The organism is Microbulbifer sp. NBRC 101763 (genome assembly GCF_040371615.1).
In the GTDB taxonomy this organism is placed as follows: domain Bacteria; phylum Pseudomonadota; class Gammaproteobacteria; order Pseudomonadales; family Cellvibrionaceae; genus Microbulbifer; species Microbulbifer variabilis.
In genome coordinates, this window is sequence record NZ_BAABQV010000004.1 from 1 (window position 1) to 23,348 (window position 23,348).

Annotated in this window: 17 protein-coding genes, 1 tRNA gene and 1 pseudogene; 18 read left to right on the top strand and 1 reads right to left on the bottom strand. The window is 51.5% G+C overall.

Annotated elements, in window-relative coordinates; translation table 11 throughout:
• Positions 1-617 (top strand): annotated as a pseudogene (locus ABWV76_RS10605) (hypothetical protein); the annotation flags it as partial.
• Positions 618-730: 113 nt separating this feature from the next.
• Here the strand turns inward: ABWV76_RS10605 and yhbY are convergent.
• Positions 731-1,033, bottom strand: a complete 303-nt coding sequence (gene yhbY / locus ABWV76_RS10610) for a ribosome assembly RNA-binding protein YhbY (RefSeq protein ID WP_020412374.1) — start codon at positions 1,031-1,033, stop codon at positions 731-733.
• Positions 1,034-1,172: 139 nt separating this feature from the next.
• Between yhbY and rlmE the strand changes: the two genes are divergently transcribed.
• The 17 genes from rlmE to pglZ all read left to right on the top strand — a co-directional run bounded on the left by rlmE (position 1,173) and on the right by pglZ (position 23,344).
• Positions 1,173-1,796, top strand: coding sequence for a 23S rRNA (uridine(2552)-2'-O)-methyltransferase RlmE (gene rlmE / locus ABWV76_RS10615; RefSeq protein WP_353375928.1), 624 nt, complete (start codon positions 1,173-1,175; stop codon positions 1,794-1,796).
• A gap of 175 nt (positions 1,797-1,971) precedes the next feature.
• Positions 1,972-3,897, top strand: coding sequence for an ATP-dependent zinc metalloprotease FtsH (ftsH, locus tag ABWV76_RS10620; protein WP_020412376.1), 1,926 nt, complete (start codon positions 1,972-1,974; stop codon positions 3,895-3,897).
• A gap of 99 nt (positions 3,898-3,996) precedes the next feature.
• Positions 3,997-4,842, top strand: coding sequence for a dihydropteroate synthase (gene folP / locus ABWV76_RS10625; protein WP_020412377.1), 846 nt, complete (start codon positions 3,997-3,999; stop codon positions 4,840-4,842).
• A 94-nt stretch (positions 4,843-4,936) separates the two neighbouring features.
• The gene (gene glmM, locus ABWV76_RS10630) at positions 4,937-6,289 is read left to right on the top strand and encodes a phosphoglucosamine mutase (protein ID WP_020412378.1); all 1,353 of its coding nucleotides are present in this window, start codon (positions 4,937-4,939) and stop codon (positions 6,287-6,289) included.
• 119 nt (positions 6,290-6,408) lie between these two features.
• Positions 6,409-7,143: a triose-phosphate isomerase gene (gene tpiA, locus ABWV76_RS10635; protein WP_353375929.1), complete on the top strand. Its 735-nt coding sequence runs from the start codon at positions 6,409-6,411 to the stop codon at positions 7,141-7,143.
• A gap of 68 nt (positions 7,144-7,211) precedes the next feature.
• Positions 7,212-7,643, top strand: coding sequence for a preprotein translocase subunit SecG (gene secG, locus ABWV76_RS10640; protein ID WP_353375930.1), 432 nt, complete (start codon positions 7,212-7,214; stop codon positions 7,641-7,643).
• Positions 7,644-7,650: 7 nt separating this feature from the next.
• Positions 7,651-7,736: transfer RNA gene (locus ABWV76_RS10645), tRNA-Leu, on the top strand.
• A 224-nt stretch (positions 7,737-7,960) separates the two neighbouring features.
• Positions 7,961-8,197, top strand: coding sequence for an Arm DNA-binding domain-containing protein (locus tag ABWV76_RS10650; RefSeq protein ID WP_353376150.1), 237 nt, complete (start codon positions 7,961-7,963; stop codon positions 8,195-8,197).
• A 606-nt stretch (positions 8,198-8,803) separates the two neighbouring features.
• The gene (locus tag ABWV76_RS10655) at positions 8,804-9,409 is read left to right on the top strand and encodes a DUF1819 family protein (protein WP_353375931.1); all 606 of its coding nucleotides are present in this window, start codon (positions 8,804-8,806) and stop codon (positions 9,407-9,409) included.
• Positions 9,410-9,443: 34 nt separating this feature from the next.
• The gene (locus ABWV76_RS10660; RefSeq protein WP_353375932.1) at positions 9,444-10,025 is read left to right on the top strand and encodes a DUF1788 domain-containing protein; all 582 of its coding nucleotides are present in this window, start codon (positions 9,444-9,446) and stop codon (positions 10,023-10,025) included.
• A 23-nt stretch (positions 10,026-10,048) separates the two neighbouring features.
• Complete coding sequence (gene brxC / locus ABWV76_RS10665; RefSeq protein ID WP_353375933.1) at positions 10,049-13,750, top strand: BREX system P-loop protein BrxC; 3,702 nt, start codon at positions 10,049-10,051, stop codon at positions 13,748-13,750.
• A 119-nt stretch (positions 13,751-13,869) separates the two neighbouring features.
• Positions 13,870-14,514: a hypothetical protein gene (locus ABWV76_RS10670; protein ID WP_353375934.1), complete on the top strand. Its 645-nt coding sequence runs from the start codon at positions 13,870-13,872 to the stop codon at positions 14,512-14,514.
• Positions 14,515-14,537: 23 nt separating this feature from the next.
• Positions 14,538-15,236, top strand: coding sequence for a hypothetical protein (locus ABWV76_RS10675; RefSeq protein WP_353375935.1), 699 nt, complete (start codon positions 14,538-14,540; stop codon positions 15,234-15,236).
• A 43-nt stretch (positions 15,237-15,279) separates the two neighbouring features.
• Positions 15,280-18,831: a BREX-1 system adenine-specific DNA-methyltransferase PglX gene (pglX, locus tag ABWV76_RS10680; RefSeq protein ID WP_353375936.1), complete on the top strand. Its 3,552-nt coding sequence runs from the start codon at positions 15,280-15,282 to the stop codon at positions 18,829-18,831.
• A complete protein-coding gene (locus ABWV76_RS10685; protein WP_353375937.1) occupies positions 18,828-19,958 on the top strand; it encodes an AAA family ATPase in 1,131 nt (376 codons plus the stop codon). The genes pglX and ABWV76_RS10685 overlap by 4 nt, the downstream gene beginning before the upstream one ends.
• Before the next feature lies 1 nt (position 19,959).
• Complete coding sequence (locus ABWV76_RS10690) at positions 19,960-20,712, top strand: hypothetical protein (protein WP_353375938.1); 753 nt, start codon at positions 19,960-19,962, stop codon at positions 20,710-20,712.
• Between the two features lie 7 nt (positions 20,713-20,719).
• Positions 20,720-23,344, top strand: a complete 2,625-nt coding sequence (pglZ, locus tag ABWV76_RS10695) for a BREX-1 system phosphatase PglZ type A (protein ID WP_353375939.1) — start codon at positions 20,720-20,722, stop codon at positions 23,342-23,344.
• Positions 23,345-23,348 lie beyond the last annotated feature (4 nt).

Below are 23,348 nucleotides of genomic sequence, written 5' to 3' on the forward strand. Positions count from 1 at the left end.
GCGATGGCCTGCCGGAATTGTGGGAACAGGAGCATCACTTTAATGATGGCGATGCCGGTGATGCAGCGGAAGATACCGACAGTGACGGCCTGACGAATTTACAAGAGTACCAAGCCGGCACCGACCCGCGTGATCCAGACAGCGATCATGATGGTGTTGCAGATGGCCAGGACTTATTGCCAACCGATGCCCGCTACAGTCGTGATGAAGACGGCGATGGCATGGCGGACGAATGGGAACAGGAACATGGCCTCCGTAGCGATGATCCCACTGATGCTATTTTTGATGAAGATTACGATGATCTCAGCAACCTGCAGGAATACCAGCTGGGCACTAACCCGCAAGAGCGTGATAGCGATGGTGACTGGGTAGAGGATGGCGAAGATCGCTTCCCAACCAACCCGCAGTATCGCCATGATTTTGATGGAGATGGCCTTCCTACATTTTGGGAGAACCAATACGGCCTGGATGTCAGTCGCCCAGAGGATCGTGGTGAAGACCCCGATGGTGATGGCCTGACGAATGCCCTGGAATTTGAGCTGGGTACAAACCCCATTAATCCTGACACTGATGGGGATAATATCCCTGATAATACAGATCCTTCACCGGCAGAGTAGGATATTAGTTGAGTTCTGGAGCCTGGAAGGGAAAGGCAATAATTTCGCTGGTTTAGCAGGGTATTGATAGCTTCGAGGTGATTTTTTGGAGCGGCATTTGCCGCTCCAAAAAATTAACGCAATAAGTTGGATTTCTTAACATCCGGCTTCTGCGCCGCACGGTAAATCAATGCAATCTTGCCAATCTCTTGCACCAGTTCCGAGGAGGATTTCGCACAGAGGTCGCCCACGATCTGGTGGCGAACTTCACGGTCGGCAATCATTAATTTGACCTTGATCAGCTCGTGATCTTCAAGCGCACGCTCCAGTTCTTCCATCACGCCATCGCTGAGCCCATTGCCGGCTACAGTCACCACGGGTTTCAGGTTGTGACCGAGAGAGCGAAGAGCTTTTTTGCGGTCGGCGGTTAAAGGCATACAATACTCCATTACCACTTTGTGGATATCGATGTGGAAGCAGCCACAGACCTTGATTGTCACCAGCAGACGTTTGGGACATGCGCGGTCTGTGGCCGCTCTTATAATTAAGCTGTAGTGATTGTAGGCATTGTACCTGATGGGCCGATCTAAGAGCAGCCACCGTTGGTTGCGTGAACATTTTAATGACCAGTACGTCAAGCAGTCCCAAAAAGAGGGCTACCGCTCCCGTGCCAGCTACAAGCTGCAGGAGCTGCACGATAAGGACCGCTTGTTCAAACCGGGCATGACGGTTGTCGACCTGGGAGCGGCGCCGGGTGGCTGGTCCCAGGTCGCAATGGAGCTGGTGGGGCACAAAGGCCGGGTTTTGGCGTCTGACATATTGCCTATGGACCCTCTGGCGGGCGTGGACTTTGTACAAGGCGACTTTACCGAGGAGTCAGTGCTCAATGAGCTGCTGCAACACTTAGGTGATGATCTGGCAGACCTTGTGATTTCCGATATGGCCCCCAATATGAGTGGGATACGCGACGTGGATCAGCCCGCCTCCATGTATTTGGTGGAATTGGCTGTGGATATGGCTCGCCAGGTTCTGAAACCCGGCGGGGCCTTCGTTGCCAAGGTGTTCCAGGGCGAGGGTTTTGACGAGCTGATTCGCGATCTACGCGGCAGCTACAACAGTGTTGTGACCCGTAAGCCCGGTGCTTCCAGGCCCCGCTCCCGCGAAGTCTACTTGGTAGCGCGTGGTTTTAAGGGCGGTTGAGGCGAGCGGTGTATTTCTGGTCTGGGCGCCCGATATGGTATAAGCGATACCAAGATCGGGGGCAGGGCTGTTGACCCCCGCACCTATACTGGTTTGAATCAGTGTCGATGTGACCGGCGTTGCCGGATGAACGGATTTTGAGTGCGAAAGCGAGAGGGCTATCCCTTTGAATGATATGGCAAAGAACCTTGTACTGTGGTTGATCATCGCGGCGGTGCTGCTGATGGTATTTCAGAACTTTAAACCGCAGTCACGGGATGAGGCTCTCAGCTATTCCGACTTTGTTCAGGATGTGCAGTCGGGCCAGATAAAAAGTGTGGTTGTAGATGGCCTGGTGATCACCGGGGAGAAGGCGGATGGCAACCGCTTTAAGACTATCCAGCCACAAATCATTGATGATGAACTCACTAATGAGCTAGTCCGCAGCAATGTGCAGTTCGTCGGTCGTGAGCCGGAGTCCCCCAGTATCTGGCAGCAGCTGTTGGTTGCCAGTTTCCCGATTCTAATCATCATCGCTGTATTTATGTTCTTTATGCGCCAGATGCAGGGCGGTGCCGGTGGGCGCTCTGGCCCAATGGCCTTTGGCAAGAGCAAGGCGCGTTTGTTGGGCGAAGATCAAATCAAAACCACCTTTGCCGACGTTGCGGGTGTGGATGAAGCAAAAGAGGAAGTGCAGGAGTTAGTTGAGTTCCTGCGTGACCCGACCAAGTTCCAGCGCTTGGGCGGCAACATTCCACGTGGGGTCTTGATGTGCGGTCCTCCTGGTACTGGTAAGACTCTACTGGCTAAGGCTATTGCCGGTGAGGCCAAAGTACCATTTTTCTCTATTTCAGGTTCCGACTTTGTAGAGATGTTTGTCGGTGTGGGTGCTTCCCGCGTACGCGATATGTTTGAACAGGCCAAGAAGCAGGCCCCCTGTATCATCTTTATCGATGAGATTGATGCTGTTGGTCGCCACCGTGGTGCCGGTGTGGGCGGTGGCCACGATGAGCGCGAGCAGACACTGAACCAGTTGCTAGTGGAGATGGATGGTTTTGAGGGTAGTGAAGGGGTGATTGTTATTGCCGCAACTAACCGCCCTGATGTGCTTGACCATGCCCTTTTGCGCCCCGGCCGTTTTGATCGTCAAGTATTTGTGGGTCTGCCTGATATCCGTGGACGTGAGCAGATCCTTAAAGTGCACATGCGCAAGGTGCCTCTGGATGACAAGGTCAATGCCCAGACTATTGCTCGTGGGACTCCCGGCTTTTCCGGTGCTGATTTGGCCAACCTGGTAAATGAGGCAGCCTTGTTTGCTGCTCGTGCAAACAAGCGCACTGTGACTATGGAAGAGTTCGAACGTGCCCGTGACAAGATCATGATGGGTGCCGAGCGTAAGTCCATGGTTATGAATGAAAAGGAAAAAGTGAATACTGCTTACCATGAAGCTGGTCACGCTATTATTGGCCGCCTGGTGCCGGAGCATGACCCTGTACATAAGGTAACCATTATTCCTCGTGGCCGCGCGCTTGGAGTCACCCAGTTCCTACCAGAAGAAGATAAGTACAGCCTTTCCAAGCGTGCGATTGAATCGCAGTTGTGCTCTCTGTTTGGTGGGCGTATCGCTGAGGAAATGACTTTGGGTATCGATGGCGTAACGACTGGGGCCTCCAACGATATCGAGCGAGCCACTGATTTGGCGCGCAATATGGTGACCAAGTGGGGGCTTTCCGAGAAACTGGGTCCGCTGCACTACGGTGAGGATGACAGTGGACAGCCAGGGCAGGGCAACCCTGTTTCCGGTAAGACCTCCAATGAAATTGATGAGGAAGTACGCCGTATTATTGATAGCTGCTACGAACGAGCGAGTAAACTGCTCGAGGAAAACAGGGATATTCTTGAAGCGATGAAAGATGCGTTGATGGAATATGAAACCCTGGATGCAGAGCAAGTTGATGATTTGATGGCTCGCCGTAAGGTACGCCAGCCGCGGGACTGGCAGGACAATAATTTTGGTTCTGGCGGTAACAGCTCTACCGGCGAAGCGGATACTGAGACTCATGAAGCTTCTACCGAAGCCGATAAAAGTAATACCGTGGGCGGCCCGCTGAACGAGCATTGAGCTCCAAACAGAATTACAAGGACATAACTAACGGAATGCCCGATCGGAGATAAGGCGTATGCCTATTCCGCTCTGGCATTCCGTTTTTTTATCTTTGACATGAAAATTATTTGTGGAAAACATGCGCTGGACTTATCCCAGCCTGTTGTTATGGGGGTCCTGAATACAACACCGGACTCTTTCTCTGACGGCGGCAGCTACTATGCTGGCGGAAGCCTGGACCTGTCTCTGGTTCTGTGTCGAGCTGAACAGATGCTGATGGCAGGAGCTGCCATTCTGGATGTGGGTGGTGAGTCCACCCGCCCAGGAGCAAGCCCGGTTTCGGAACAAGAGGAGTTAGATCGGGTTATTCCAGTTGTTGAGGCTATTAGCTCGAACTTTGAAATTGTAATTTCTGTCGATAGCAGTACTCCTGCGGTGATGCAGGCCGCTGCCGAAGTTGGGGCAGGCTTAATTAATGATGTTCGTGCTTTGGAGCGGCCTGGGGCCTTAGAAGCTGCGGCGCAAACTGGATTACCAATTTGCCTGATGCATATGCAGGGACAGCCAGGTAGCATGCAGGCGGCGCCTTCCTATGGAAATGTAGTGGAGGAAGTTGCCGCTTATCTGGAGCAGAGAATCGCGATATGTGAAAGCCGGGGAATAGTACGCGAGCGGCTTATCATTGATCCGGGTTTCGGCTTTGGAAAAACTGATGCGCATAACCTAGCACTATTACGTGGTTTATCTCAGCTGGCCCCCTCCAATATTCCTATCCTTGCCGGGTTATCTCGCAAGTCAATGATCGGGCGGCTGCTAAAACGTGAAGTGGATGAAAGGCTGCCTGGAAGTCTGGCTCTCGCCATGATGGCTGCGCAGCGAGGAGCTAAGATCCTGCGGGTCCATGACGTCGCAGAGACCGTGGATGTGTTGCGCTTACAACAAATGGTTGACCGCGAAGGCTAACCCGTTCCACTGACAAAGTTAAACCGAGCCGCTGGGAAATTTCTGTATTTTCCGCAAAATAAAAAAGCGGTATTTGACGTTACTGAGAAGAGTTATGGAAAGAAAATTTTTTGGCACTGATGGTATCCGTGGGCGAGTGGGTGAAGGCGCGATTACCCCGGATTTTATGCTGCGATTGGGATATGCTGCCGGTAAGGTGCTGGGAAAAATGGCTGGCGAGAAGCGTCCGGGCAGACCCTGTATTTTGATTGGCAAGGATACACGGGTTTCCGGTTATATGTTTGAGGCCGCACTGGAGGCTGGCTTGATAAATGCCGGCGTGGATGTGGGATTGCTTGGGCCAATGCCAACGCCTGCAATCGCCTACTTAACCCGGACTTTCCATGCGCGCGCAGGTATTGTGATCAGTGCCTCTCACAACCCTTACCATGATAACGGTATTAAGTTCTTTAGTGCTGAGGGTAGCAAGTTACCAGATCAGATAGAGATGGAAATTGAGGCGGCGCTGAGCCTGCCTATGGAGACCGCAAAGGATCTCGGCAAGGCCCACCGAATTGATGATGCTGCTGCTCGCTATATCGAGTTCAGCAAGGCATCTACTCCCTGGAACTTCTCCCTCGATGGGCTCAAGATCGTATTGGATTGCGCCAATGGAGCGACATACCATATTGCCCCGAAAGTATTCCGTGAGCTTGGAGCCGAGGTCACAGCCTTGGGTGTCAGTCCTGATGGAATGAATATCAACCTTGAGTGCGGCTCGACCCAACCCCAGCAGCTCCAGAAGGCAGTGCTGGAACAGGGAGCGGATTTGGGAATTGCATTCGATGGCGATGGTGACCGAGTACTATTTGTGGATCGTAACGGTGAACTCGTCGATGGCGACCAGTTGCTTTTTATTATCGGCTTGCACCAGCAAGAGTTCCTTGGTGGGTGTAAAGGGGTGGTCGGCACCCTAATGAGTAACTATGGGTTCGAGCTGGCCTTGCGAGAGCGCAATATCCCATTTGAGCGGGCAAAAGTCGGGGATCGTTATGTCCTGGAGAAAATGTCTGCAAATGGTTGGATGCTGGGTGGTGAATCTTCGGGCCATATTATCTGTGCTGATGCCTCCACCACCGGTGATGGTATTGTTGCTGCACTTCAGGTACTTCGTGCTTTGCGTGAATTTAATGAGCCCTTGCATCAGCTCAAATCGCGTATGAGAATGCTACCCCAGCACATGATTAATGTGCGACTGGGGCATAGAGATGGTGTAATTGAGCACCGGGACGTGAGAGCAGCCGTTAGTGATGCAGAGGGCCAGCTTGCCGATAGTGGACGTGTACTCTTGCGCCCATCAGGCACTGAGCCACTGATTCGGGTAATGGTAGAAGGACGCGACAGTGCACTGGTTGAACAATTGGCAAAACAGATTTCCTCCGTGGTTGAGCGGATAGGGAATAGCTGATTCCGAATTGAAGAAAGCTTGGTAAGCTGGACTGAGCCGGGTATACGGTAAAGTCGTATATTTTTGGTTGTATGTTGGCGGCAATGTCGCTAAGATTTGCGCCCCTTGAAGGAGCACACATGCGAACACCGCTGGTAGCAGCTAACTGGAAAATGAATGGCAGCCGAGAGTTTGCCGAGCATTTTTTTGCAGACCTCGATCTGGAGGGAGTGACTTCCGACGTTGTTGTATGTCCGCCATTCCCTTACCTCCCCTTGGTTGCTCAGGTAGCGAAGGATAAAGGCAGCATTTGGGTCGGCGGGCAGAATATGAGCCAGGAGCCCGTAGGGGCTTTTACCGGTGAAGTTTCTGCAAGCATGTTGCTCGACTGGAATGCCCGATATGTAATTGTCGGTCATTCTGAGCGCCGTAGCCTCTACGCAGAAACCAATGAGCTGGTAGCGAAGAAATTTGTTGCTGCTCAGCTGGCTGGTCTGATTCCCATTTTGTGTGTGGGAGAAACCCTTGAAGAGAGGGAAGAGGGGCGTACTCTAGAGGTTGTTACTGCACAAATTGCGGCGATAAGTGATCTCATTGATACAAACGCCTGGAAAGACGCTGTTGTTGCTTATGAGCCAATTTGGGCCATAGGCACAGGAAAAACTGCGACTCCAGAGGAAGCACAGAGTGTGCATCAGTTTATCCGTGCTCAGCTCGGTAATATTGGTGCTGAAGTGCAGATTTTATATGGCGGTAGTGTAAAATCCGCTAATGCCGGCGCGCTGTTTGCGCAGGCTGATATTGACGGTGCCCTTGTTGGTGGAGCCTCGCTTGATGCGAAAGAGTTCGCTGCAATTTGCCACGCTGCAATCTAGATTACAGCGGGTAGGTTAGGGAATACTGAAAACGGGTTGGTTCAACCCCGGCAGAGAGTTTCCAGAAAATGGAAAAATTGGTATTAGTCGTACACGTTCTGACAGCGTTGAGCATTATCGGTTTGATTTTGCTGCAACAAGGTAAAGGCGCGGAAGCAGGTGCCTCTTTTGGTGCGGGTGCATCACAGACAGTTTTTGGTAGTCAGGGTAGCGGAAATTTCTTTTCCCGCTTGACAGCAATTTTTGCGACGGTATTCTTCGTCACCAGTTTGGGACTGGCCTTTTTGGCTAGTCAGGGCGCCGGCACTAATGTCGATGCAGACTTACCGCAAATACCTGCTGTAATAGAGCAGGGCGCCCCTGCTACAGAGTTGCCCGAGATCGAGAGTGACATCCCGCAACTTGAAGCAGACTTGGAAGCCGGTGATGTTCCCCAGGCTCCTACTGGCAGCGGCTCAGAAGTGCCTGAAGCTGGTCAGGAGAGTGACGAACAACAATAAGATTTTTGCCCAGGTGGTGGAATTGGTAGACACGCTATCTTGAGGGGGTAGTGAGCTATGCTCGTGCGGGTTCAAGTCCCGCCCTGGGCACCACATCAAGATCCGAAGAAGTTCGGAATCATCCAGAAAGCCCCGTAAATCGGGGCTTTTTGCTATCTGGAGGGTACGCAGCCCTCCGCTCTAGTTCATTGTCATCCGGTGCTATCTGGTTCAATTTAAAAACAGGTAGCACCACCAATGGCCCTTACAGATACACAAATCAAACAGGCCAAACCAAGTAACAAGGATCAGTGACTTAGGGATGGACAGGGCTGTGCCTGTTGATCAAACCTACTGGCTCTAAGTATTGGCGGCTTAATTATCGATTCCAAGGAAAGCAAAAGACTCTGTCCTTGGGCGTTTACCCCTCTGTAAGTCTTAAGCAGGCGATGCAAAAAGTAGCGGAAACAAAATGGCTGTTAGTAAAGGGGCATGCCCGTCGTGTATGGATTTGGTTACGAGATAAGCCCCTTTATTTAGCTTGCTGGTCGCCGCTGATCTACGGGACTTGGTAACTCAGAATACTCCCGATTCATTATTTCTACCTGTATCCTGCTTGATGGTATTTGGAGGTAGATAGCTGCGAAGCGGGTGGTTTACTGTTGTCTGGTCGTGTTGCTGGGGTTGAGTATGTGGGAGTTCAATCCTGATATTGCTTTGATTTTTTGTTTTTTCGGAAACTATATAAGTGCCTAAAGACCAACTTTGGCCAGGAACTGCTGAGGTACGCTTATTGTTATGAATAAGGTACTGATGACCATCTATACATCACTAATCCTGGTTCTGAATTACAACTAAAACCGCCTCCCCAAGCGCATTGTAGCGGCAACCATATAATGGGAAGAATTGGTTTTTGTTGGCTTTAAATTGTGCTGGTGTAGTTGAAATAATCCTGACTCCTCACATGGTTTCAAACCTCCCGCAGGCCCTCATGGTGAAACCCTAAAATCATTAGAAATACTGGCTGGATGGCGTGAACTTGGTCATGCTCTCGGATAAACTCGTAAGAAATTCCTGTCTACATGTCTGCTCTGGCGTGTGGGAGGCAACGGGCAAATTCTGCTGACTAAGTACTTTTGCCCGGTACACTGGCCGGTTGTATCTAAAGCCTGATATTCGATATGTATAACTTTCATTACGATAGTGATCTCACTGCTGGTTCTCTGCAAGTGCGCGAGTGCCGGGTGGTCGCAGAATTACTACTGCAGGGCGTCGATGCGGAAAGGTGGCAGCTCGAGATCCAGGTGAATAACCGACTACAGAAGCGCAGTCCGGCAACGGCCAAGCGCCAATCCCGCGCATTGCGCCAGCGGTTGGAGCGTCTTGATCGACCATTCTGGCGAGTGTTGCGAGACGGTGACGAGCAGCTGGCCACCCAGGTCGCATTTGTTGCAGCCCTAGCGCGGAATCTGTTATTAGTGGAGTTTGTTGAAGCTGTCGTTAGCGATGCATTCGCCGTTAAAGCTGAGAAGTTAGAACCCTATTTGTGGGGCAGCTTTCTTGAGGAAAGGGTAGAGCGCGATAGTAAGATCGGGAACTGGACCGAGTCATCCAAAAAGAAAATGGGGCAGGTGGTACTTCGAATGTTGGCAGAGGTGGGGTTTGTGAAAAGTACCCGCAATCCTCAGTTGCAGCATATTTTGGTGCGGCCTGAGGTAAACGGACTCCTGGATGGCAGTTGTTGCCAGCGTATTAAAAAGTGTCTCAATATTTCCAGTGCTCTCTGACATAGATCAAAAATAATGAAGTAAAGGTCGCGATATGATTCAGCCGCTAGAAGAACGGCTAAACCAGATTCCAGACAAAATCCTCTCTCATGAGTTTCTCCAGGGGAAAGGTCTCGGAAATGAAATTGGATTTTGGATTTTTGATTACGCGCCGGAAGAGGAACTGAAAGTCCGAGAGTACCTTGGTTTTCTTACCAGTTTTCTAGAAAAGAAACAGCCTCATTTGAAGGTAGCCACTATTAACCTGCTGCAGATTATGCGGGACTACCTATCCAAGCGTCGCTTTCTCGACAAAGCCTATCAGATGCAGTTAGCAAAAGGTGATCAGGCGCTGTTAAAAGCCCTGGCGGGCCCTATGCACATGGATAATTTTGGCCCCTTTCTAATGGATCAGATTGTGGGGGGCGAGCAGGATGTGATACTGATTCATGGTGTCGGCTCAGTCTGGCCTGTTTTGCGGGCGCACAATTTGCTCAACAAGCTCCACGCCCTGCTCGGACACAAACCAGTAGTGTTGTTCTATCCGGGTGAATATAGCGGCCAGAGCCTTACCCTTTTTAACCAGATTTCCAGCAATAACTACTACCGGGCATTCCCGCTCGTTCCTCGCACATAATCGGTGGTACAAGGATTCTTGTGATGATCATTAAAGACCTGTTTTCCAAATCCCTGGATAGATCCATCAATGGCGTGGTTAAGGCTGATCAAGCCGACGATGCCACGATTTGGCAGGAGCTGGATGAGTACGTCGTCACCAATGAGCTGGAACGTCACTTCCGCGCTTTTTTTGAAAGCTATAGCACAGACCTGCACGACCCATCTATCGCAAACCGAGTGGGAGTATGGATCTCCGGCTTTTTCGGCTCTGGTAAATCGCATTTCTTGAAAACCTTGTCTTACCTGCTGGCCAATATTGAAGCTCAGGGTGCCAACGGCAATAGACGTCAGGCGGTGGAATTTTTTGATGAGCAAAAGCTGCGCGATGCCATGATCCGCGCAGACTTGGATAAGGCCGTTACCCACCCTGCAGATGTCATCCTGTTCAATATCGACAGCAAGGCCAGTTCCAATGACGCCGGCAATCCGATTCTGAATGTATTTCTGCGCGTATTTAATGAGCATCAGGGGTTCAGCGGCGACCACCCGCATATCGCGCATATGGAACGCCACCTGGCGCAGAAGGGCGCCTATCAACGCTTTAAAGATGCATTTGCAGATAGCACAGGCTCGACTTGGGAAAGAGAGCGCGATGGCTACCAGTTTTATCAAGACGATATAGAAAAGGCTATTGCAACTGCCTTGAACCTCTCCCCCGAGGCCGCCAATAAGTGGTTTGAAGCATCGGAGGAGACATTCTCTGTTTCTGTGGAAAACTTCTGCCGCTGGGTCAAAGAGTACCTGGACGGAAAGGGGCCAGAACAGCGCATAGTCTTTATGGTGGATGAGGTAGGCCAGTTTATCGGTTCCAATACCAGGCTGATGCTCACCTTGCAGACCATTACCGAGAACCTGGGCACCATCTGTGGTGGTCGAGCCTGGATCATTGTGACCTCTCAGGCGGATATGGAGGCGGTAATCGGTGAACTCACCGCCAGTAAGGCAAACGACTTCTCCAAGATTGCAGGCCGTTTCAAAACCCGCCTATCCCTGTCCAGCTCAAATACGGACGAGGTGATTCAAAAGCGACTGTTGCGTAAGACTCCCAAAGCGGAAAGTGAACTGCGCAGTGCTTGGGAAAAGAGCGGCGATATTTTACGCAACCAAATCACCTTCGATCGCACTGGCCCCACTCTGCGCAATTTCGATGGTGCCGAAAGTTTTGTCGTTAACTATCCGTTCGCCCCCTATCATTTCCAGCTGGTCCAAAAGGTCTTTGAAGAAATTCGCAAGGTGGGCGCTACGGGTGCGCACCTCGCCTACGGCGAGCGCTCTATGCTCGACGCATTTCAAATGGCCGCACAGAGTATCTCTGACCAGGGGGTTGGTGCACTGGTACCTATGCACAGCTTTTATCGCGCTGTAGAGGGCTTTCTCGATACCGCCGTAAAACGAACTATTGATCAAGCCAACCAGAACGCCTCTCTAGATATATTTGATGTGCAGATACTGCGCACTTTGTTCATGATCCGCTATGTAGAGTTGGTCAAAGGCACTTTGGATAATCTGGTCACGCTATCCATTGAAAAGATCGATGAAGACAAGCTTGCACTGCGCAAACGCATTGAAGAAACGCTTCAACGGCTGGAAAAAGAAAGCCTCATTACTCGTAACGGTGATGAGTTCCTGTTCCTCACCAATGAAGAGCGGGATATTACCCGTAAGATCAAAGCGGTTGAAATTGCGAGTAGCGATGAAAATAAAGCGCTCTCCGAGCTGATTTTTAAGGACCTGTTTAAAGACAAAAATAAATATCGCTATCCATTAAATAAAACCGATTACAGTATTGGCCGCTACTTGGACGGCCACACCCTGGATGGCCGCTACGAAGCTGATCTACGACTTGAAATCGTCTCTCCGCAGGACCTCGATTACGCTCAATACAACGAGGCAGGCTGCATCAACAAATCTACCGAAGGCAGTGGCTTGGCCCTGTGGAAGCTAGCCGATGACAAGCAGTTCTTTACCGAACTGCGCACCTGGCTGAAAACCGATAAATTCATTCGCCTGAATGACGATGGCAGCAATGCCGATATTACTCGTATCCTCGCCGATCGGGGCCGTGAAAATCAGGACCGTCGCAAGCGCTTGCGCATAGCATTAGAGGATCTACTTTTGCGCGCAGAGAGCTATGCTCTGGGCCAGCGTCTCAAACTGCCCACTAATAGTCTTGCTAGCCGTTATGATGAAGCCTGCAAGTACTTGCTGGAAAATACTTATAACAAGCTTTCGCAGCTTAAAGTCCTGCAAAAGGAGCCTTTACGGGAATTAAAGGCGGTATTGACCATCGATGACCTGGGTCAAATGAAGCTCGCCCTGGATGGTGAAGAGGGCAATCCCCAGGCGGTCAAGGAAGTGGAGCAGTTTATTGCTCTGCGCGCCGAGAGAGATCGGCTGCTTGTCAGCGATATTATCCAGCGTTTTTCCTCTCGGCCCTACGGTTGGCCCGATGGTGAAATTCTTCTTATTCTTGGGCGTCTCGCTGTTGCAGGGCGTATCTCCTTTCACGCCGGTGGTCCATCGCTGCCGGTTAAGGAGATCTTCGAAGATCTTAACAACAGCCGTCGCCGCCGTGAGATATCGGTACAGAAAAAGCGGCAGACCGATAATACCGTGCTTAAAAAGGCGCGCGACTTAACCCGGGATTTGTTCAACGCCCTCGGCCCAGACGCAGAAAAAGAGCTGTTTGATTTTTACCGCACGCACTTCAATGAGTGGCTCGCTCATCTGAAGAGCTACAAAAGCAAGACCGATGTCGGTCATTTTCCAGGCGCCGCGCAGATAGAAGATTGCCTGCTTACCCTCGAGCGATTACTGGCCAACCGGGAGAGCTTTGACTTTTTTAAAGTATTGGTAGACAAGAAAAATGATTACTTGGACTTGGAGGAAGACTACCGGGATATCCATGACTTCTTTACCAAGCAGTTACACACCTGGCAGCAGCTCCAAAACGCCCTGCAGCACTTCGGTAAAAACCGTGTAGAGCTGGAAAAGGATACTGCTGCGGCCAAAGCACTGGCCGAACTGGAGCATATTAATAAGGCCAAGTCTCCCTACGGCCAACTGAACAAAGTTGCCGAGCTGGTAGAAACGTTGGATCAGGTCAATAAAGCGCTGTTACAAGAGCGCCGTGAACACGCCTGTGAACGTGTTGAGCTTAAAGTCCAGCAGCTTCTGGCTGAAATCGCGAAAAGCGGTATTGGAACCCCGGAACTCAGTAACTCGTTGCTGCATCCCTTGCAACAGGTCAAAAAGGATATAGAGGCCGAGACCGGCATTGCCCAGATCTATATGTTGCAACAGCAAACCGCTGAAGAGCGTTTGGAGGACAGTCTTTACGAGCTAGAGCGGCAGCTAGCGGCTAAAGTGCGCCTCGAACAAGACGCGATTGCCAAGGAAGCTGCTAAAGAAGGTGCTAAGGAAGCGGCTAAGAAAAGTGCCCCGGCCGCCGGCGGCAAGACAAAAGAACCGGCTCCCCCGTCCGGTGGCGTTCAGCCTGTTCCGGCATCTGCTGCAGCAGCCGGGCTTAACCCCGCCGTCGTGATTAATACGAGTAGTGTGCTGAGCAAAGTCCACAGCGGTGCCTATCTGGAGTCCCGGGAGGATATCGATCGGTTCCTCACCGCCCTGAGAGAAGAGCTGGAAACAGCGATTGAGGGCAAAAAGCGCATCCGATTGCGCTAAGAAGCCAAATAATGACGCTCGCCACTGCAAATTCCCCCCCATAGCGCTTGCTTTCTTAAAAGTATAAGATCAACCTTGTCCTTTGTCCCGGGACTTGGGACAAGCGAGATTGGGAAGATATGAAAAGTCAAGATATTGGTTTGCTGCTCAAACTGGTCTCTCTGCAGAAGCGCGAGGCGCAGCGGGGCAGTGACCGAGCGAGAAAGGCCTGGCCTGACGACTGGCAAGGCTGGGAGCCAGAAGATCCGCCGGCTGGTGGCGATGTACTTGCACAGCTCGGTGCTCTGCCGGCTTTTGAATATTCGGCACGGGGCTTGGCGGCGGAGACCGGTATTAGCAAAAGCCAGATCAGCCTGTCCCTGAATCGCTGTATCGAGATTGGCCTGGCCATTAAAGATCGCAAGCTCGGCGTGCCCAGAGCGAATACCAAAGCACTGTACGAATTTATCCTGTACGGCCTTCGCTATGTCTTTCCGGCAAGGCCCGGGCGAATCACTCGCGGTATTGCCACGGCCTTTGCCGCTCCGGTTTTGCAGGAAAAGCTGATGAGCGCGGGCGAATTTCAGCCGGTTTGGGCGGATGCCCGCGGCAATACCAAAGGTATGGAAGTCGCTCCCTTATTTAAAAGCGCTCCCCAAGCGGTAAAGAGAGACCCGGAGATGTATGCCTTACTGGCGTTGGTCGATGCCATACGCATAGGCCAGCCCCGTGAGCGCAATCTAGCCGCCAAACTATTAAAGCAGCATCTGGAGCTTCCCGAATGACCGCGTTTAATCGGCATATCGACATGTTGAAATTGGTCGCGCGGGCGCTGGGTCCCGAGCTGCGCCGGCAAATGACGTTCGTGGGCGGCTGCACAACCGGGCTGCTGCTCACCGATGCTTACACGCAGGAACAAGTGCGCCATACCGATGACGTGGACCTTATCGTCCACGTGATGGGCTACGTGGGTTTTCATCACTTACAAGAACAATTGTGGGGTCAGGGATTTAAGCAGTACAGCGCTGCCTCTAACGAGGACTTCCCGGTATGTGCAATGCGGCTGGGTGATCTGCGCGTTGATTTTATGCCCGACGATGAAAAAATCCTCGGCTTCGGCAATCGCTGGTACCGCGATGCCGTGGAAACTGCCACCACTTATCCTCTCGGCGATGAGCTGGACATTAACCTCATCAATCCCGTTTATTTTATCGCCACCAAACTGGAGGCCTATAAAGGGCGGGGCAACAGTGACCCCATGTCCAGTCGAGATATTGAGGATATCCTCAATCTCATTGACGGCCGTGAGGAGCTTCAGGCAGAAGTAGAGGCTGCGGAGAAAGACGTCAGGCACTACATCGCCACCGAGGTGGCCGAGCTGCTAGAGCATAGCAATCTCCCCTATGCCATTCAGAGCCAGGCCGAGGGCTCTGCCGAGCGTGAAGAGCTCCTGTTCCTGCGCCTGGAACAGCTCGCGTTCTCTCAGCAACCCACTGAATATAAATAGTAAAGCGCTCGCTGCGCTTGAGTGCCCAGGAATTGATATTGCAATGAATACCAATAACATCGCCCGCTACGCGCCCAAAGCCCGTATTGATTTTATCGATGCCGTCACCCGCCAGGCGGCCCGTTATGGCATTACGGCCGAGTGTATTGAGCCGATGGTGCAAAAGGGTGATCTTGTACTGATTGGCGAGCGCCCGTTTCCGAAAAGTATTGCCCGTGCCCGCAATGCCCTTCAGCAGCAGGTGGAAGCGCAAGGCTTCCACGCCACCATGGATCAGGCCGCTTACAGTTGGTTTAACCGTCTCTGTGCTATCCGTTTTATGGAACTCAAAGGCTATCTCGACCATGGCCGCCGCGTACTCTCACACCCCAGCGACCCGCAAGGTTTCCAGATTTTGGATGACTGTCTGGATATCGAATTGCCAGGGCTGGATAGGGAAACCCTAGTCGAGCTGAAACTGGACGGCAGCAAAGATGAGGCGCTGTACCGCGAGCTGTTACTGGCCCAGTGTCACGCCCTGCACAGCGCCATGCCATTTTTGTTTGAGGCGCTCGACGATGCCACCGAACTGCTGCTGCCGCAAAACCTCACTAAAACCGACTCACTCATTCGCGATTTAATTGCCGGGATTCCGGAACAGGACTGGCAGGATATCGAGATTATCGGCTGGCTGTACCAGTTCTATATCTCCGATAAGAAAGATCAGGTGATCGGCAAGGTGGTCAAGTCAGAAGATATTCCGGCGGCCACCCAGCTATTCACACCCAATTGGATCGTGAAGTACATGGTGCAGAATTCCCTCGGGGCGCAGTGGCTGGCGACCTATCCCGAGTCACCGCTCAAGGCGCAGATGGCGTACTACATCGAACCCGCCGAGCAGATCGATGAAGTCAACGCGCAACTCGCCGCCATGACACCGGATAGCCTAAACCCCGAAGCGCTGACCCTGATCGACCCGGCCAGTGGCTCCGGGCATATTCTGGTGGAGGCCTATGAGTTGTTTAAGGCCATCTACTTAGAGCGTGGTTATCGGCAGCGGGATCTACCGCAACTGATTCTTGAGAAAAACCTGTTCGGCCTCGATATCGACGAGCGCGCCGCGCAGCTGACGGGTTTTGCACTGATGATGAAGGGCCGCGCCGATGACCGGCGGCTGTTTGAGCGCGGTATAAAGCTCAATGTGATGGCACTGCAAGACAGCGCAAGCTTCGATGTAGAGGGGCTGGCGCAAAATCCAGAAGTGCAAATGGCGCTCGCGGACTGCGGGCTGAAGGTTGACGATCTGATCGAGCTAAAGCGCCTGTTCGAGCACGCGACGACATTTGGGTCGTTGATTCAGGTACCCGAGGAACTGGCGGCAAAGTTGCCGGCGCTAAAGCAGCTGAGCGAGGCTACGACTCAGGACCTGTTTGTGGCGGAGGCGCTCAAGCGCTTGGGGCCGCTTGTGAAGCAGGCCGAGTTGCTGGCGACGCAGTACGATGCGGTGGTGGCGAATCCGCCGTATATGGGTAGTAAGTATCTTGAGCCTAGCCTAAAACGATTCTTGTCGGACACGTACTTAACCGCGGGTGCAGATATTTATCCTGCTTTTATTGAAAGTGCATTGGCAATGAGCACTCCCTCTGGAAGTGTTGCAATGGTCACGCTACAAAATTGGCTCTACATCTCTGGTATGAAAGACCTGCGCAGGCTTGTTTTGTCTTCGACTTCTATGAAGTCTGTTGTTCAGGTTGGCTTTAATAGTTTTCCATCGATGAACTCAAAATTCGCGATCGCAGCCATTTCGGTGTTTATTCCACGGCAGGTACAAGGGTGGGATACTCGATTTCTGAACTTGAATAATGCGCCGCAATCCGCAGATAAGAACGCTGTGTTTGTTCGTCAGGCTAATGGCAATTGCTTCGACGATGTCGCTCAACGGGAGTTTGTCGATATGCCGGAGAGTATCATTGCCTACACGCTGTCGCCTGAACTGAGGGCACGTGTTAGCAAGGGTCCCTGCCTCGGTTCGATAGCACCTCCGATGCGAGGGCTTGCCACAGGTAACAACCCTCAGTTTATCCGATCTTGGTTTGAACTAGCGATCTCCGATGTTGAACTTGAGGGTCGGTCGGCGGAGGTGACCCGCAATAGTTCGAAGAAATGGTTTCCTTACAACATGGGAGGTCAACTCCGGAAGTGGTACGGAAATCTTAATTTTGTCGTGAACTGGGAGGCGGACGGTAATGAGATCCGAAATCTGCGCTCTGAAACTGGACGCCTGCGGTCGCGACCGCAAAATGTCGACGCATATTTCCTGCAAGGGATAACATGGAAAGAGATCGGGATTGATTTTTGTGGGCGTTATTTTCCCGCCGGAATGATTTCAGACCAGACGTCAGATTTCCTTGTTGCTGATGATCCGGATTGTTTCGGCCTTTTGGCCTTTCTGAACTCGTCAACGGCTGCTTACCTAATCAGGGCACTTAATCCAACGCTGCATTTCAATGTTGGTACGCTGCGGGCACTACCAATTCATGAGGGGCTGTCTTCGGAAGAGCTTTGTGCAAGCGCGCGCCGTGCAGTTTCTCTGGCCAAGGGGGAGTGGGACGAGCAGGAAATCTCGTGGTGTTTCGAGAAGAACAGGTTGTTAACCTTCTCCTTTACCAGCGATGAAACCCTTAGGGCTGATGTCCTAAATGCTGTGGATCGTTCAATTTCCCGGCTCAGTGAACTCAGTCACATCGGCTCCATTCTGAACGAACGAGTGGGCGATCTTTATGGGGTACCCGCGGAAATCCGTTCTGAAAATGGTGACGTCGCTCTTGGAATTGAAGCTCTCGATCAACAGAGAGCGATAGAGGAGCTGGTCTCCTACGCCATCGGCTGCATAATGGGGCGCTATTCATTAGATCGGCCCGGTCTGATTTATGCCCACAGCGGTAACGAGGGCTTCGATGCGCTCTTAGCAGAGGGTTACTACACCCGCTTTCCCGCCGACGAAGACGGCATTATCCCGCTGACGGATATCGAGTGGTTTGCAGACGACGCCTGCAATCGCGTGATCGAATTTATCGGCAAAGCGTGGGATGCGGCACAGCTGGAGCAAAACCTGGTCTTTTTGGCCGACAACCTCTCGCCCAAAAAGAACGAGTCCAGCCGCGACACCCTGCGCCGCTATATCAGCGCTAAGTTTTTCAAAGATCACCTGCAAACCTATAAAAAGCGCCCCATTTATTGGTTGTTCAGCTCTGGCAAGCAAAAGGCCTTTGAATGCCTGGTCTATCTACATCGCTATAACGAAGGCACACTGGCGCGTATGCGCACGGAATATGTGATTCCTTTAAGCGCAAAAATGAGTACCTACGAGCAAAAACTGGAGCAAGACAAGGCGGCCAGCAGCTCAGCGGCGGAAACCAAGCGCCTGGAAAAGGAAACCGCCAAGCTGCACAAACAACAGGCGGAGCTAGCCCAGTTCGACGAAAAACTTCGCCATTTCGCGGATCAGCGTATTTCATTGGATTTGGATGATGGGGTAAAAGTGAACTACGGCAAGTTCGGCGATTTATTGGCAGAGGTTAAATCTATTACCGGGAAAAAACCGGAGGCGGCATGATCAAGTCTTTATGGATAGATAATTTTAAATCATTGGTCGACTTCACTTTGCCGTTGGCAAAGTTCAATTGCTTAGTCGGCCTGAATGGTTCTGGCAAGTCGACAGTATTGCAAGCGCTTGACTTTATTTCTCAATTGATGGAGGGCGACGTCGAAGAGTGGTTGAAAGCTCGACACTGGCAAAGTGCAGATCTTAATTCAAAACTAACCAGGAAGAACAATATCGATTTCCGGATCATCATTGATGTGAACGGCGGAGAGGTAATTTGGGGTGGAAGTTTCAACCGTCGTTCATTGAGCTGCACGAAAGAAAGCGTTGTAATTAAAGGCTCTAGGCAATTGCAGGTAGAAGATGGCGAATACATTATCGATGGTTCTCGCCACGAGATTGTTTTTGAGTTCCAGGGCTCGATTCTTTCTGTGCTTAAGGAAAGTCAGCTAAATGAAACTTTGCGAAAGCTTAAGCAGACGGTACTGGATATTCGCTCCTTGGACCTTATTAGTCCAGAATTGCTTCGCAGTCAGAGTCGTGCGGCCAAAGGAAAATTAGGCTTGGGAGGTGAAAAGTTATCTGCACTGATTCATGAGTCAGGTGCTGAAGGAAAAGCTGCGCTCAGAAAAGAGCTGAAAACAATTTATCCACAATTAGACGAGATTAAAACCAAATCCTTGCCGTCTGGCTGGAAGCAGCTCCAGGTAATAGAGCATTTTAGCAAGGGGAAATTGACTTCCACAGCCAGGCACGTCAATGACGGTATGCTTCGGCTGATGGCAATTCTGACACAGTTGGAAATTGGAAATGCTTTTTTACTGTTTGATGAAATTGAAAATGGTATTAATCCGGAGCTTGTAGAGTATCTGATGGATCACCTCGTGGACTCCGATGACCAGGTATTGGTCACTACACACAGCCCGGTCATCTTGAATTTCCTTGACGATGAAGTTGCAAAGAAGGGCGTGATCTATTTGTACAAGAATAAACAGGGAGGAACTAAAGCCAAGCGCCTGTTCGAAATACCTTCCTTAGCCAAAAAGCTAGAATTTATGGGGCCAGGGGAAGCGTTTATCGATACTGACTTAATGCAGCTTCACAATGAGATTGTAGCAATAGATACACACGGAGGTTGATGTGTACTTATTGTTAAGTGGAGAGGGACCTGGCGATATTGGGACTTGCTGTACGGAAAGTGATTGCTGTGATCGTACCGAGTTCAAAGAAGGACCTATGACCATTATTGTGGATCAACTGGTTGGGGTAATACAGCAATATGAAATGTCTTACCTGGACACTGATCGGGTCAGTTATGTGTCTGAGAGCTATCTGGCGCAGAAAAAGCAGGCGCCACGAAAAAAACAGATGTCTCTGAAAGGTAAAAAACGCCCACCTGAAACGAAATATTACTTTGAGAACGCGCGAGCGCTGGCCACTGTAGCATTAGCCAAGCAAGCTGAGGTAAATGATTCTGTTGTGGCAGTATTGTTTCGGGACAGTGATGGAACCGCATCCGCCGGAAGGGGAGATTGGAAAGACAAGCGAGACTCTATGCTGGCTGGTTTCGCTGCTGAGAATTACGAGCTTGGGGTAGCAATGATCCCAAAGCCAAAATCGGAAGCCTGGCTTCTATGTGCAGTGAAGCAAAACCCTTATCAACACTGCGCAAATCTTGAGTCTGAATCAGGCAATGATAATTCAATAAACCCCCTGAAATCTCAACTTGAGGAAGCTCTTAATGGTGGCACCTCTACTCAAGATCTGAACCAACTTATACGCGATAAATCTATCGATGCCGAAAATATAGATATGCCCTCATTTACTGCCTTCAAAGCATGTCTTGAGTACGCAGTGAAGGAAGCACATAAATCACAGACTATGGAAGAATAGGGGTGGGATGAATACCGAACAGTTGCGCCAAGGATTGGAACAGGCATTCTTTCAGGAAAACCACCGCATCGTATTTTGGTACGATCCTGAGCAAAGTTTTACTGAGGTGCTTGCCGATATCTCTCTAGCGGAGGTAACAACACTCAATATGTCGGCCGAGTCTTCACTCGCGGTTAAATTGCGCTTGGAGCTTGAGGATAGTGCCGGGAAATATCTGCTGTATTTCCCTTATGCGGAGCCCGTCGCACAAGACGATTGGTTGCTGGATATTAAGCTCTATGCCCGGTGCTTCCATGCCGATCGAATCTCCATCCTCTTTAATGATCTGGGGCTGCATCAGCAATCCCTGCGTGCACACCTGGCCGAGCGCGAAAAATTTCTTAGCAGCAAAGAGCGTCTGGCGGGGCTAAAACGATTTGTATCGCCGGATATGGATGAAGCGGCACTGGATCTTGCCATGATTGCGGTGGTGATTGCTGCCGAGAGTGCCGATATCGCCTCTATTTTGTTTACCTTGGGTGCTGAGCTCACCAATAAACAGCGCGGCTTGGAAGAGAATCCCGCTTCGATGGATGCGCTGGAGAAGTACGCCCTGGTGCCGCCACTGGTAAAGGCATTGCAGGCGGAAGTGGGGTACCCGGCCACCCCAGAAGAACTGAAGGGTGAGGAGCCGTTCAAACTTGGCCAGTGCCTGCTGCGGTTACTGGCCACCGGTTTCTGCGAAAGTATCTCAGAGGTGCCTGACTGGGCGCGCTCTTTAGTGATTTCCAGCGCCGACGCCCGCGCCACTGCGCGCACTTTGCTTTCCCGCTGGAGAGACAGTTCCCGCTACTACGGGGCTTACGATGTTATTGCGGATTGGGTTGCGACCGCGCTCAATATCGAACAGCGTGTCCAGAATCTACCCATGGATACGCTGGTCAATGTAGCCACTTTTCGACAAGCCGAGTTGAGAATCATCGCCGACCTGGCCGAGCATATTCCAGAGGCGCAGCCTGCGGATCTGAAGCACTTCCAGCGGGTGATCTCGGAGCGGCTCGATGGCTACTGGGCTTCGCGCCATAAAGATGACCCCTTGCGGCGCAAGTTCCGCAGGGTGTACACAGCCTTGACTGCGGCTATTGAGCTGTTTGAGTTGCGCTACGAGTATCACAGCGGTTTCCATTTCTCTTCGGCAGAGGTGCTCTATAAGGCCTATGAATCTGAGCTATACCGCTTCGACAGCGCCTACCGCCACTACTGGGCGGCCTCTCATAGTGCGCAAGTGGAGCTTCTCAAACCGTTGGATACCGAAATAGAGCAGTGCTATGCCAACTGGTTTATGGGCCAATTGGCGCGGAACTGGGGAGGGTTGCTAGAAGCTGAGGATAAGTTGGCACACTGGCAGATTTCAGGCGTGCCCAATCAACACAACTTTTATCAGCACTGGGTGCGCAGCCAGTTTGATAAAGCACCCAAGCGCCGTTTGGTAGTTATCATCAGCGATGCCTTTAGGTACGAGGCCGCTGTGGAGTTGCGGGAGCGCATCAATAAGAAACGCTATAGCGAAGCGACGCTTGCCAGCCAGTTAGGCGTATTGCCGAGCTATACCACGCTGGGAATGGCCTCCCTGTTGCCCCATCAAACTTTGGAATACCGCGAGGACACCGGTGACGATGTCTTTGTGGATGGCAAATCCAGCAAGGGAACCGAGGCCCGCAACAAGATTCTCAGCGCTTACAGCGGTATGGCGGTGCAGGCGGAGACGGTACAACGGTGGACCCGAGACGAAGGCCGCGAGGCATTAAAGAACCAACAGTTGGTCTATGTATACCACAATGTGGTCGATGCCCGGGGGGATAGCGCCTCTACCGAGTCGGAGACTTTCAATGCGGTGGAGCAGGCCATTGAGGAGCTGACAGAGCTTACCCGCAAGATCATGATGGCGCTCAATACGAGTACGGTACTCATTACGGCGGACCATGGTTTTTTGTTCCAACACAGTCAATTGGAAGCCGCTGATCGAACATCCTTGGCTGATAAGCCGAGCAACACACTAAAGAGCAAAAAACGCTACGTTATTGGCCACAATATGCCGACCACCGGCGCGGCCTGGTGTGGCTCCAGCCGAAATACTGCGGGTACCCAGTCGGATACCCATTTCTGGATACCAAAGGGCGCAAACCGTTTTCACTTTGTCGGTGGTGCCCGCTTTGTACACGGCGGTGCCATGCCCCAGGAAATTGTGGTGCCAGTACTCACGGTGCAGCAATTGCGCGGCGATAAAGCAGAGCGCCGCACCAAACGCAAAGTATCTGTGATCTCGCCCAAGCCCAGCTTGAAAATGGTGAACAACATTCAATCGTTTGACCTGATGCAGACAGAGCAGGTCAGCGAGCAGGTGTTGCCAGTCACCATCGCCGTGGGTATTTATGAGGGTGAGGTTTTGGTATCTAGTGAAGAGACCGTGACATTTGACAGTACTTCCACTGAGGTTTCACATCTTATAAAGAAAGTTCGCCTATCTCTCTCAGGCACTGATTTTGACCGCAAAAAGGAGTATTTCCTGCTGCTGCGAGATAAGGATTTAGGCACAGAGATTGCGCGCTACCGAGTAGTGATTGACCTTGCGATCACCGATGATTTTTTCTGAGCTG